At 63.2% G+C, this 13027-nt stretch carries 12 protein-coding genes; 9 read left to right on the forward strand and 3 right to left on the reverse strand.

Annotation, left to right across the window (positions count from 1 at the left end; all coding sequences use genetic code 11):
- Positions 1–73: 73 nt before the first annotated feature.
- Together KTR60_RS13220 and gluA are read right to left on the reverse strand one after the other, a co-directional pair.
- Positions 74–904, reverse strand: coding sequence for a glutamate ABC transporter substrate-binding protein (locus KTR60_RS13220; protein WP_003942146.1), 831 nt, complete (start codon positions 902–904; stop codon positions 74–76).
- A 124-nt stretch (positions 905–1028) separates the two neighbouring features.
- Positions 1029–1757, reverse strand: coding sequence for a glutamate ABC transporter ATP-binding protein GluA (gluA, locus tag KTR60_RS13225; protein ID WP_007735175.1), 729 nt, complete (start codon positions 1755–1757; stop codon positions 1029–1031).
- Positions 1758–1988: 231 nt separating this feature from the next.
- On the opposite strand from gluA, the gene miaB reads away from it, so the two are divergent.
- Together miaB and KTR60_RS13235 are read left to right on the forward strand one after the other, a co-directional pair.
- Entirely contained in the window at positions 1989–3536 is a 1548-nt protein-coding gene (gene miaB, locus KTR60_RS13230) for a tRNA (N6-isopentenyl adenosine(37)-C2)-methylthiotransferase MiaB (protein ID WP_047271495.1), read from the forward strand.
- Entirely contained in the window at positions 3533–4123 is a 591-nt protein-coding gene (locus tag KTR60_RS13235) for a hypothetical protein (RefSeq protein WP_003942155.1), read from the forward strand. Before miaB ends, KTR60_RS13235 begins: the two co-directional genes overlap by 4 nt.
- Before the next feature lie 94 nt (positions 4124–4217).
- On the opposite strand, the gene KTR60_RS13240 is transcribed toward KTR60_RS13235, so the two are convergent.
- Entirely contained in the window at positions 4218–5603 is a 1386-nt protein-coding gene (locus KTR60_RS13240; protein WP_003942193.1) for a DUF349 domain-containing protein, read from the reverse strand.
- Positions 5604–5742: 139 nt separating this feature from the next.
- Here KTR60_RS13240 and KTR60_RS13245 point away from each other — a divergent pair, with 139 nt between their 5' ends.
- The 7 genes from KTR60_RS13245 (at position 5743) to KTR60_RS13275 (ending at position 13018) form a co-directional block, all read left to right on the forward strand.
- Positions 5743–6504 (forward strand): class III extradiol dioxygenase subunit B-like domain-containing protein, encoded by a 762-nt coding sequence (locus tag KTR60_RS13245; RefSeq protein WP_054188530.1) that lies wholly within the window; start codon positions 5743–5745, stop codon positions 6502–6504.
- Positions 6492–7427 (forward strand): tRNA (adenosine(37)-N6)-dimethylallyltransferase MiaA, encoded by a 936-nt coding sequence (gene miaA / locus KTR60_RS13250; protein ID WP_007735177.1) that lies wholly within the window; start codon positions 6492–6494, stop codon positions 7425–7427. The genes KTR60_RS13245 and miaA overlap by 13 nt, the downstream gene beginning before the upstream one ends.
- A gap of 84 nt (positions 7428–7511) precedes the next feature.
- Positions 7512–8183: a class F sortase gene (locus KTR60_RS13255; protein ID WP_007735179.1), complete on the forward strand. Its 672-nt coding sequence runs from the start codon at positions 7512–7514 to the stop codon at positions 8181–8183.
- Between the two features lie 32 nt (positions 8184–8215).
- Entirely contained in the window at positions 8216–9085 is an 870-nt protein-coding gene (gene dapF / locus KTR60_RS13260) for a diaminopimelate epimerase (RefSeq protein WP_210378360.1), read from the forward strand.
- A gap of 75 nt (positions 9086–9160) precedes the next feature.
- On the forward strand, positions 9161–10636 hold the full coding sequence (gene hflX, locus KTR60_RS13265) for a GTPase HflX (protein WP_228402217.1): 1476 nt from the start codon (positions 9161–9163) through the stop codon (positions 10634–10636).
- A 10-nt stretch (positions 10637–10646) separates the two neighbouring features.
- On the forward strand, positions 10647–11636 hold the full coding sequence (locus tag KTR60_RS13270) for a hypothetical protein (protein ID WP_228402218.1): 990 nt from the start codon (positions 10647–10649) through the stop codon (positions 11634–11636).
- A gap of 56 nt (positions 11637–11692) precedes the next feature.
- A complete protein-coding gene (locus KTR60_RS13275; protein ID WP_007735188.1) occupies positions 11693–13018 on the forward strand; it encodes an alpha/beta hydrolase in 1326 nt (441 codons plus the stop codon).
- The last annotated feature ends 9 nt before the right edge of the window (positions 13019–13027 follow it).

The following is a 13027-nucleotide window of genomic DNA, read 5'->3' on the forward strand; positions in this document are numbered from 1 at the left end:
CTCCGTTGGTGGCGTCACGCGCTGCGGCTCCCGAAGTGGGAGCCGCAGCGAGATTGACGGTGAAAAAAGCAGGTCAGTAACGATCAACGGTGGGCGGCGCCGGGATGGGGTAGCCCGAAGCGCCAACGGTGTTGTTGAAGGCTTCTTCCCATGCGCCGGTGGAGATCATCTTCTCGATGGCGTCGTTGATCTTGCCGCGGGTCTCGGAATCGTCCTTGGCCAGGCCGACGCCGTAGTTTTCCGTTGTGAACGGTTCTCCGACGACCTTCAACTGGCCGGGGTACTGTGCGGCAAAACCAGCGAGGATGATGTCATCGGTGGTGACTGCGTCGACAGCGCCGTTGCGCAGTGCTTCGACACAAGCAGAGTAGGTGTCGAACTCCTGAAGTTGGACGTCAGGTACGGAGTCCTTGACCTTCTGAGCCGGAGTGGAGCCAGTCACCGAGCAGAGCTTCTTGCCGCCGCTGAGAGAATCGCGACCGGTGATGTCGGTGTTGTCGGAGCGAACGAGCAGCGATTGGCCGGCGATGAAGTACGGACCGGCAAAGCCGACCTTTTCCTTGCGTGCGTCGGTGATCGAGTAGGTGGCCACAATGTAGTCGACCTCGCCGTTCTGGATCAGGGTCTCGCGTTGGGCTGACGGTGATTCCTTGAAGGTGATTCCTTCGGGCTTCACGCCGAGTTCGTTCGCGATGTACCGGGCTACCTCGACGTCGAAGCCGGAGAACGTCCCGTCCGGATTGCGCTGACCGAGGCCGGGCTGATCGAACTTGATACCGACGGTGAGCGTTCCGTCGGCAGCACTCTGCGATGCGCTCTTTTCTTCTCCTCCACCACAAGCCGTGGCAGCGAACGCGATAGCCATGATTCCGATTCCGAAACGGACGGAGCGATTGATCTTCATGAAGATCCTCTCAGTTGTCGACATGCAAACGGTGCAGTCGAGATGAACGGTGCAGCCGAGGTGAACGGTGCAGTCGAGCAAGTTGTCTTGTGGACGAGGACAGGACTGTCGGAGGGGACTGTGATCAGTGAGTGAGGATCTTGCCGAGGAAGTCCTTGGCCCGATCCGACTTGGGATGGGTGAAGAACTCTTCGGGCGTGGTGTCTTCGACGACCTGGCCGTCAGCCATGAACAGCACACGATCGCCGGCTTTGCGGGCGAATCCCATCTCGTGCGTGACCACGAGCATGGTCATGCCTTCCTTGGCGAGGGAAGTCATGACGTCGAGGACCTCGTTGACCATCTCGGGGTCGAGAGCGGAGGTGGGCTCGTCGAACAACATCACCTTCGGCTGCATCGCAAGAGCGCGAGCAATCGCGACACGCTGTTGCTGACCGCCGGAAAGCTGCGCCGGGTACTTGTCGGCCTGATTGGCGATACCGACGCGCTCGAGCAATGCCTGCGCCGTCTTCTTGGCTTCGTCCTTCTTCGCCTTGCGGACCTTCATCGGTGCGAGCATGACGTTCTCGAGGATCGTCTTGTGTGCGAACAGGTTGAAGGACTGAAAGACCATCCCGACGTCGGCACGAAGTGCGGCAAGTGCTTTGCCCTCCTCGGGGAGCGTCTTGCCGTCGACGGCGATGGTGCCCGAGTCGATGGGTTCCAGGCGATTGATGGTGCGGCACAGAGTCGACTTACCGGAGCCCGACGGACCAAGGACGATCACCACTTGGCCCTTAGGTACTTCGAGATTGACCTCTTGCAGGACGTGAAGTTCCCCGAAGTGTTTGTTCACCGAGGTCATCGAAATCATGGATGTGGAATCGCCGGAGGTGGTCGGCGTCGTCGCATCGTCGGCTTGGGTCATAAACGAGAACCTTAGGCGTAGTTTGCGTCGACGCCCGTGATTTCGCCATGGTTCTTGCCATATGTAATGGAAATTTTACTGTGACGACGTTTATGTCGCGTTTCGGCTGTTTATCAGGGCGTTATTACACGTCGTAGTGGACGTGAGCTAGGCTGAAGCGTGTCACTGATCGACGAAATGTCCCCTGCACTTCCGGAGCCGACTGCAGTTCCGGAGCCGACGGCGAAGTCTGTTCGCACCTACGAGGTGCGGACGTACGGCTGTCAGATGAACGTCCACGATTCCGAGCGACTGTCCGGTCTGCTCGAGGACGCCGGGTATTCGAAGGCGGAGACCGGAACCGATCCTGATCTTGTCGTCTTCAACACGTGTGCGGTCCGCGAGAACGCGGACAACAAGTTGTACGGCAACCTCAGCCAGCTCGCCCCGAACAAGGAGGCGAACCCCGACATGCAGATCGCGGTCGGCGGGTGCCTGGCGCAGAAGGATCGTGACACCGTCGTCAAGAAGGCGCCGTTCGTCGATGTCGTCTTCGGCACTCACAACATCGGCTCGCTTCCCGCGCTGCTCGACCGTGCGCGTCACAATCAGCGCGCCGAGGTCGAAATCCTCGACGCACTCGAGGCGTTTCCGTCGACACTGCCAGCCAAGCGCGAATCTGCTTATGCAGGTTGGGTTTCCATCTCGGTGGGCTGCAACAACACGTGCACGTTCTGCATCGTTCCGGCCCTGCGTGGCAAGGAAGTGGATCGACGTCCCGGCGACATCCTGGCCGAGGTGCAGGCACTCGTCGACGAGGGTGTCTCGGAAGTGACCCTGCTGGGACAGAACGTCAACGCCTACGGCGTGTCGTTCGCCGATCCGGAGCAACCGCGCGATCGCGGAGCCTTCGCCTCCCTCTTGAAGGCATGTGGACACATCGACGGCCTCGAACGGGTCAGGTTCACATCGCCGCACCCGGCAGAGTTCACCGATGACGTCATCGAAGCGATGGCAACCACTCCCAACGTCTGCCCGCAGCTGCACATGCCGTTGCAGTCCGGTTCGGACAAGGTTCTCAAAGCGATGAAGCGCTCGTACCGCAAGTCGAAGTACCTCGGGATCATCGAGAAGGTGCGCGCCGCAATGCCGCACGCCGCCATCACCACGGACATCATCGTCGGGTTCCCGGGGGAGACGGAGGAGGATTTCGAGGAGACGCTGGACGTCGTGCGTAAGGCGCGATTCTCCAACGCCTACACCTTCCAGTACTCCAAGCGCCCGGGCACGCCGGCGGCGGAGATGGCCGATCAGCTTCCCAAAGAGGTTGTCCAGGAACGCTACATGCGATTGCTCGCCGTTCAGGAAGAAGTGAACATCGAGGAAAATCGCAAGCTCGTCGGCACCGAGGTCGAACTCTTGGTGGCAGCGGGGGAGGGTCGGAAGAACGCGGCGACTCAACGTCTCAGTGGTCGCGCGCGAGACGGCCGCCTGGTGCATTTCCGCCCCGAGGGAAACCTCGACGGCACAATCCGACCCGGTGACGTGGTGACGGTCGTCGTCACCCACGGAGCCCCTCATCACCTCGTGGCAGATGACGGAGTGCTCACGCACCGTCGGACCCGCGCCGGTGATTCGTTCGAAAAGGGCATCACACCCAAGACCCCGCCCATCGGCGTAGGTCTCGGACTACCGAAGATCGGTGCCCCGGCCCCACAACCCGTCCAGATGGGATGCAACGCATGACCTCGCAACACGAGAACACGACACCACAGCCGGGCGACGACGCCTTCGAGGGCTACCGCAAGGATCTCGACGACGCGGAACGCAAGGTCGCGGGAGAAATCGATCCGGGTGTGCGCGCCATGGTTGTCGCGGTTGCGGTGCTCGTGCTGGTCGGCACCCTTGCCCTGCCCCATGCGGGAGTTGCGAACGGCTGGGATGTGCTCGCGTACAACCAGGACGCGGAAACCGAACGGATTGCACTGTTCTCACGCTTGTTCGTGTGGTTCGTCGTCATCTTCGGCATCGGATTCTCGATGCTCGCGCTGGTCACGCGGCGTTGGAGTCTGGCCTGGGTCGCACTCGCCGGCAGTGCCGTGGCGAGCGCTCTCGGCATGATGGCCGTCTGGTCGCGTCAGACCATTCCCGCCGGTTTCAATGTGGCAGGACCGTCGATCGGGCTGATCATCGGATGGTTTGCCGTCGTGTTCTTGACGTTCCATTGGCTCAAGGTGGTCTGGACACGAACCAACATTCAGCTCGCTGCCGAGGAGCAACGCCGGATTGCTGCGGCCGAAGCCGAGAAGCATCAGGAATGGAACGTCGGCTGACACAGCAGGCAGTCCGTCCAAAGCACAAGACAACGCCGGCTGACTCCTTTCGGAGTCAGCCGGCGTTTTTGTTGTCTTTACAGCTCGTCGTCGATTACTCGTTGACGGCGCTTTCGGCAGCTTCGGCCCACTCACGCCACTGCTTGGCCTGAGCGAGAGCCTTCTCGGCGTCCTTCGTCTTGCCGGCAGCCTGAGCCTTGGCGGCCTGCTCCTCGAACTGGCTCACCCGCTCCTTGAACTGCGCGACCCGGGCAAGTGCTTCCGGATCGGTGCGACGCCACTCGGCGTCGACCGCGTCGCGCACCTTGGTTTCGATGGCCCGGAGCTTCGCTTCGAGTTCCTGCATTCGGTCGCGCGGCACCTTGCCGATCGCGTCCCACTTCTCCTGCAGGTCGCGAAGCGCTGCACGAGCATTCTCGAGTCCGTGCGCCGGGTCGATGTTCGCGTTCGCAGCGAGCAGCTCTTCCTTCGCGACTGCGTTCTGCTCGAATTCGGCGTCGCGCTCGGATGCAGCAGCGTTGCGCGCGGCGAAGAACACGTCCTGAGCGCCCTTGAAGCGCTTCCACAGGTTGTCGTCGGCCTCGCGCGGTGCGCGGCCGGCAGCCTTCCACTCGCTGAGCAGATCGCGGAATTCCCCGGCGGTCTGTCCCCATTCAGTGGAGGTCGACAGCTTCTCGGCGCGCTCGACCAGTTCTTCCTTCGTCGAACGGGCGCTCGCACGATCCCGGTCGAGTTCGGCGAAGTGCGCTCCACGTCGTCGGTTGAAGGACTCGCGAGCCTTGGAGTACCGCTTCCACAGCGCGTCGTCGACCTTGCGGTCGATTCCGCGAATCGTCTTCCACTCGTCGAGAATCTCGCGCAGTCGATCACCCGCGGTCTTCCACTGGGTCGACTCCGAGCCGATCTGCTCGGCCTCGACTGCGAGGGCCTCCTTGCGGGCGGTGCTTGCCGCGCGCGACTGTTCCTTCTCTTCCTTCGCGTGCGCTGCGGCCTCGTCGGAACCGGCAACGATCACGTCGAGTCGGCGAGCCAAAGCGTCGAGGTCACCGATCACTGCAGCGGTCGAGAGGGATTCGGACAGAGCGATGGCGGCAGCCTTGGTCTTCTTGGCGTCTCCGGCGCCCGACGTCAGTCGCGCCTCGAGTAGCGAGACCTCGGTCGCGAGGTCGTCGTAGCGACGACCGAAATGGGCGAGGCCCTCGGTGGCGTCGCCGGCCTGCCACGAACCGATCTGACGTTCACCGTCAGCGGTCTTCACCCAGGCGGTTCCGTCTTCCTCGACGCGTCCGAACTTGCTCGGGTCGCTGGCCGGTGCGGCGGTGACGGCATGCGAGGCTGCTGGTCCGGGGCGAGGTGCTCCGGGGCGGGGCGCACCGGGGCGTGGTCCACCAGGTTTGGGAGCGCCGGGTTTGGGTGCTGCCGGGCTCGGGCTGGCCGAACTGCTGTCGGCGCCGGTGGTGGGTTCACTGTTCTCGGTCATCGGTCCTCGTCTCTGCCGCGCGTCACGGCTGCCTGATCGCATTCCTGGTTCCATTGAACCCGGTACTCACGTTCTCCGACTATTGAATCAGGTAAGAGGGTGTGAGGTCGCCACCTCGGGGTCGACTAGCGTGGCAACTGTGTTGACTTCCGCTGTTCTCGTCCCCTCGGCGCCGTTACTCGTGCCGGAATTGTCCGGTGATTCGGCCGAGTCCGCTCAGGTGCGTGCTGCAGCGACAACCGCCGTGAGCCGGCTCGCTCACGAGGCGGTGCACTGGGTGGGCGTCGGTGTCGGCCCCGAGAATGCAGAACCCGAGAAAGCAGCAGGCGAACTCTGGCGATCGGGCGTCGGACGTGGGCAGATCGGTACGTTCGCTGGATTCGGCGCCGATGTCCGGACGTCACTGGACGCGGATGCGGCAGGCGAACCGGTGCCATCTCTCGAACTGTGCGCCCTTGTTGCCGGCTGGTTGCGTGGCCGAACAGACGTGGAGATAACCGTCGACATGCACGTCGTCAGTGCAAAGGCGTCGGCGAATGAATGTCGTGAATTCGGGCAGCAGCTGCGCAAGCAACTCGACAGCGACAACCGACCGCAAGGGCTTCTGATCGTTGCTGACGGTGCGTCCACGCTGACGGCAAAGGCGCCAGGAAGCTTCGACGAGCGCGCCGCGGGTGTGCAGTCGGCCATCGACGACGCCCTGACGGCCGGGGACCCGGAGGCGCTGCTTGCTCTCGATCCGCGGCTCTGCCGCAGTGTCGGAGCCCAGGGGCGCGCGGCGTGGCAGGTCCTGGCCGGTGTCTTTACGTGCTCGTCTCGGTCGGCCCATCCTCGCGCGACGGTCGACTACAGCGATGCGCCGTTCGGCGTCGGTTACCACGTCGGGACGTGGCGGCCGTGAACGTCCCTGAAGAACTTCGCCCGATCGCAGTTGTCGGTCCGACAGCGTCGGGAAAGTCCGATCTCGCGTTGGCACTGGCCGAGGAATTCGGCGGTGAAATCATCAACATCGACGCGATGCAGCTCTATCGCGGCATGGATATCGGGACCGCCAAACTGACACCGGCCGAGCGCCGTGGGATTCCGCATCACCTGCTCGACGTTCTCGATGTGAAGGAGACCGCCACCGTCGCGCGTTATCAAAGCGACGCGATCGCGATCGCCGAGGATCTGATCGCGGCGGGCAAGGTTCCGGTGATCGTCGGCGGATCCATGATGTACGTCCAGTCTTTGCTCGACGAATGGTCCTTTCCGGCAACCGATCCCGAGGTTCGTGCGAAGTGGGAGGCGGTGCTCGCCGAAGGAGGGGTCGGTGCGGTGCATACGGCGCTTGTTGCTGCTGATCCGGTAGCAGCGGCGTCGATACTGCCGACGGACGGTCGGCGGATGGTTCGGGCGCTCGAGGTCGTCGAGCTGACAGGTCTGCCGTTCGCGGCCTCGGCGCCGCAGATCGGTGACCCTCGATGGGGAACCCGCATTCTCGGCGTGGATCGGGATACGGAAGAACTCGACGCCCGGATTCGGTTGCGAACAGAGCTGATGTTTTCAGACGGACTTGTCGACGAAGTTGCCGTGCTCGTCGAGCAAGGATTGCGTGATGGCGTCACCGCGCCGCGAGCCATCGGCTACGCACAGGTGCTCGCACATTTCGACGGTGAATACGATCTGGCCGAAGCACTCGAACGGACGTTCATCGGGACACGGCGCTATGTTCGCCGACAACGATCATGGTTCCGTCGTGACGCACGCGTGCACTGGCTCGACGGTGCCGATCCGGAGCTGCCCAACTCCGCCTTCGCGGCGCTCGCAGATCGCGGTCTGTAACACGATCGAGCGGATCAGCTATCTTACAGTTAGCTATTTCGCGATCGATCGGTTTCGCGAGCGATGAACTGGAGGTCAACGAGCATGGCGCAGACCGCGGCGCACGCGCATCCGAAACGTCGACGCGCGGGTCGGCTACCGCTGGTTCTTCTGCTCGTCACATTTCTCACGGTCGGCGGGGTACTGATCTACTTTGCGGTGAGTGCGGCCGGGAAGCCCATCAGCGCACCTGTTCCCGAAGCGCCCTTCGATGTGGGAGCCCCAACCGATCCAGGGGCGACGTGGGCGCCTGCGCCAACGGATCTGCCGCCGAACACGCTCGCGATTCCCGATCTGGATGTGCGAGCCGACATCGTGACCAGTGGGTTCGGCGCCAACCGCGGAATGATCCTTCCGCATCCTGACAAGGTTTCGCATTTCACCAACGGCGTGCAGTTCGGATCTTCGGAGGGTACCAATCTTGTTGCCGGCCACGTCGACGACGGTGACCGCACGCACGGCGCCTTGTGGGGGCTGCACCAGATGAAGCCTGGAACACCGATCTATGTCAGTGACGACACCGGAACGATGTTCACCTATCACGCAGCGAGCCTGAAGTTGTACGAAAAGGTGGCTTTGCCTGCGGAGTTCTTCTCCGAATCCGGTGCGCCCAGGCTTGTCCTGGTGACCTGCGGCGGCGCAACCGTGCCCGACCCCTCGTTGCCGTCCGGCTTCACGTACGAACAGAACGTCGTGGTCACCGCGTCACCTGCGTGAGTCGGTCGGCAGGTCCGGATAGGATGGCGACCATGGATTTCAGTAAGGGCCACGGCACGCAGAACGACTTCGTTGTTCTCCCTGACCTCGACGTTCGGGTCGATCTCGAGCCGACGCGAGTTTCAGCGTTGTGTGATCGTCAGCGTGGCCTCGGCGCCGACGGCATCCTTCGTGTCGCCCGGGCAGGCGCACTTGCGGACGCGGGCGTGCTCGGTGCGCTGCCCGACGGCGTCGCTGCCGAAGACTGGTTCATGGACTACCGCAACAGCGACGGCTCCATCGCGGAGATGTGCGGAAACGGAGTTCGCGTATTCGCCCACTATCTCAAGGCCTCGGGCTTGGAGAGCAAGGACGAGTTCGTGGTCGGCAGCCGCGCCGGAGCGCGTCCGGTCGTGGTGCACGGCTACGACGCCACACATGGTGACGTGACCGTGGCGATGGGCCCGATCAAGGACCTCGGCACCAGTTCGGCAACAATCGACGGCCGCGTCTTCGCCGGCGTCGGCATCGACGTCGGTAATCCGCATTTGGCGTGTGTCGACGAGCACGTGACGGCAGAAGTTTTGAGTGCGCTCGATTTGAGTGTTTCTCCGGGCTTCGATCCCGGGTTCTTCCCGCACGGGGTCAACATCGAGATCGTGACGCCGATCCACGACGGTGGGGTCCACATGCGCGTACACGAGCGTGGTGTGGGCGAGACTCGTTCCTGCGGAACCGGAACGGTCGCAGCGGCGGCCGCGGCGCTGAGGTACGACGGCCGCGATGAAGGCTCGGTACTGGTGCGCGTGCTCGGTGGCGAGGTGCAGGTCACCGTCGAAGGCGGCAAAGGGTCGTTGCGGGGGCCCTCGGTTCTGGTGGCGAACGGGACGATCAGCGATGCCTGGTGGCAATCGCTTGTGTGATATCGCCCGCGGGAAATACGCCTGCAGGAAATACGGATGCACCGTGGCCAGGTTTCGTGGGACCATGGATCTTGTATGACGAACACACATGAAAACGAAGAGTCCACCGCTCACGAGCAGTCCGAGTACGCGCAAGCCGAATACACGGCAGCGTCCGCATCGGGCAACCCGTCGACCGGTGAGATGCAACTCGCAGATCGCGGCGCCCTGCGCCGCGTGGCCGGTCTGTCGACCGAGCTCGAGGACGTCACCGAAGTCGAGTACCGCCAGCTTCGACTCGAAAGAGTTGTCCTGGTCGGCGTCTGGACGCAGGGAACTGCCGAGCAGGCCGAGGTGAGCATGACCGAGTTGGCCGCACTTGCCGAGACGGCCGGCTCCGAGGTCCTCGAAGGACTGGTTCAGCGTCGCGACAAACCCGACGCTGCCACCTACATCGGTTCCGGCAAGGCGCAGGAACTGCGCGAAGTAGTCCTGGCGACCGGCGCCGACACCGTCGTCTGCGACGGTGAGCTGACGCCGGCGCAGCTCACGGCGCTGGAGAAGATCGTCAAGGTCAAGGTCATCGACCGGACAGCTCTCATTCTCGACATCTTTGCTCAGCACGCCACTTCGCGTGAGGGTAAGGCGCAGGTCGCTTTTGCTCAGATGGAGTACATGCTCCCGCGTCTGCGTGGTTGGGGCGAGTCGATGTCGCGCCAGGCCGGTGGCCGTGCCGGCAGTAACGGCGGTGTGGGTCTGCGTGGTCCCGGTGAAACGAAAATCGAGACGGACCGCCGCCGTATTCGTGAGCGCATGGCAAAACTACGCCGCGAGATCAAGGGCATGAAGGCCGCTCGCGACACCAAGCGCACACGTCGACTGCAGAGCGACATCCCGTCGATCGCCATCGTCGGATACACCAACGCGGGCAAATCGAGTCTGCTCAATTCGCTCACCGGATCGGGTGTGCTCGTGGAGAACGCGTTGTTCGCCACCTTGGACCCGACCACTCGCCGCGCAGCACTCGACGACGGCCGCGAGTACGTTCTCACCGACACGGTCGGCTTCGTGCGACACCTGCCGACTCAGTTGGTCGAGGCATTCCGCTCAACTCTCGAGGAAGTGACCGACGCGGATCTGCTGCTGCACGTCGTCGACGGTTCGGATCCGTTGCCGACAGAACAGATCAAGGCTGTGCGGGAAGTCGTCACCGATGTTCTGCGCGAGACGGATTCGAAGGCTCCGCCGGAGTTGATCGTGGTCAACAAGATCGACGCGGCAGATCCGGTTACGTTGACGCAACTACGTGGTCTGTTGCCTGGTGCCGTGTTCGTCTCGGCGCGGACGGGTGAGGGAATCGCCGAACTAAGAGCACATCTCAGCGAGGTGCTGGTTCGGCCGGAGGTCGAGGTCGACGTGCTGGTGCCGTACACGCGCGGTGACTTGATGGCTCGAATCCACTCGGACGGAACGATTTTGGAATCGACTCACGAAGAGGCGGGAACGCGGGTGCACGCACGCGTGCCACAGATGTTGGCCTCGGCATTGGTCGAGTACGCACCTAGTGCGTAGTTTCGGGGCCGTGGTCGCGGTGATTGCTGCGACGACGGCAACCGTACTGCTTCCCGGAGCGCTCGCACAGGCGTCGTCGTTCGAACCGAGCGAGTTCGCCCCACTCTGTACGCCTACCGATCCTGCGCTCCAGGAGTTGTCGGGGATGGTCGTCGTCGACGATCGGATCTACGCGATGGGCGACGGCGGCAGTGACGACTTCGTATTCGAAATGGACCTGAACTGTGTTGTCCAGAAACAGATTCCGGTCCCGATAGATCCTTACGACGTCGAAGATCTTGCGGTGAGTGGGCGAACGCTCGTTCTGTCGGACACCGGTGACAACCTCCGGACCCGCGAAACAGTGGCGTTCATCACGATGGACCTCGATTCCGGCGACGGTACGTTGCACCGCCTCACGTACCCGGACGGTGCGCACGACACCGAGTCGATACTGCTCGACCCCGACGGCCACGTTTTTGTCGTGACCAAGGAATTGTTCGGCGAAAGCAGTGTCTACACACCGGTCGGGGATCAGAAACTGAGTGACTTGGCGCAGCCCGGCCCGACGCCGCTCGAGCGCGTCGGAGCCGTGTCCCTCGGACCGGAGAAGCCCGTGTCGGTGATGTTCACCGGGGGAGCGGTGTCGTCGGACGGTTCGGCGATCGCACTTCGGAGTTACTCCGACCTGTACCTGTACGAAGTCGTGGACGGCGGAATCGGCGCGACGCTCACCGGTACCGAACCGCTGCGGATCCCGCTCCCGAAGGAGCCTCAGGGTGAGGCGGTGGCATTCAACGATGCGGGCGATGTTCTGATCGGTTCGGAATCTGCCGGCGGAGCGTTGCCTCCGGTGTACGTGATGCGAGCGCTCGTGGACGCGACAGAAGCGACGGCTGACTCGTCTGCCGGTTCGGTCGGTGTCGGGGTCGATCCGTGGACATTCGTGTGGGCCGGGTTGGTCGCGGCAGGATGTGCGATCGGGGGCGCGGCGTTCGTGAGATTTCGACGACGCCGCTGATTCCCAAATAATTCCACGAATTCGCAGACCGACGGTAGATGTGGATACTGGAACGAATGCACGGGCATCAACTCCTGACGCGGCTCTCGCGTATGTCACTCGAGCACGGACACATCACCGCAGCGCTGCTCGTGGGTTCCGTCATCGTCGGCGTCGGCACGTTGCTTCTGCTTCGGTGGTTGCCGCGTCGGGCCGCGTTGGTCGCGCTAGGTCTGTCAGTGCTCGGATCAGCCACCGGTGCGACGTTCGTGTGGCTCAGCTTTCGGCCGCTGCCCGCGCAGCTACCGGCGTCGAATTTTGTCTGGATAGCGCTGGCGATGTTCGGAGTCATCGGCGCCGCACTCGTTCTCCTTCGGCGCCCAGGGCTTGCGCGTGGCCTTTCGGTGACGGCATTCGCCGGGCTGGCCGCGATCGTCGCAGTGGGTCAGGTCAACGCGCAGACCGGCACCTATCCCACGCTCGGCTCACTGGTCGGGCACTGGCCGGTCGGGTCGGTCGAGAACGTTGCCTTCGATTCGCTCCCCGGGGCCGAACCTTGGGTACAACGGGGACTGCCCACCGAAACTCATTGGCAGGTTCCGGTGCGGATGCCGAGCAACGGTGTCGTGACGGAAGCGGCGATTCCAGGAAACGTTTCGGGATTCGACGCGAGGCCGGCGACGCTGTATCTCCCGCCGGCCTATCTTGCCGATCCGCGTGCCGAGTTGCCCGTACTGGTGTTGGTGGCGGGTGAGCCCGGCAGCCCCAGCGACTGGCTGGACAGTGGCCGGCTCGCGACCACCGTCGACGCCTATGCGTCGAGGCATTCCGGGCTTGCTCCCGTCGTGGTGGTGCCCGACGCGTTGGGGGACTACGACGCCAACCCCGGCTGCATGGATTCTGCGCTCGGCAACGTCGCGACGTATCTGGACCAGGACGTCCCGAACTGGATCGAATCGAACCTTCAAGTGAATCCGGACGCTGCGCAATGGGCTATCGGTGGGTTCTCCTACGGCGGGACATGCGCGATCGAGATGGCCGTGAACTTCCCGGACCGATACCCGTCGTTCCTGGACTTCTCCGGCCAGGACGAACCGTCGACCGGTGATCACGAGGACACCGTGGCGGCCATGTTCGACGGTGACGAAAGCGCGTTCGACGCGGTCAACGCCCGAGACCTGATGGCGCAGAATCGGTATCCGCAGTTGTCGGGTGTATTTGTCGCGGGTGAGGACGACGACATCTACCGCCCTCAGCAGGAGATCATGTTCGAGGCTGCACGCGCCGCCGACATGAACGTGGACTACTACACCCTTCCCGGCGGGCACTCGGGTGATGTGTGGGGCACTGCTCTGGAACTCGAAATGGACTGGCTGGGCCGGACACTCGCACTGACTCCGTGAGAGTGTCCG

This window comes from Rhodococcus sp. C1, assembly GCF_020809065.1.
Lineage (GTDB): Bacteria > Actinomycetota > Actinomycetes > Mycobacteriales > Mycobacteriaceae > Rhodococcus_F > Rhodococcus_F qingshengii.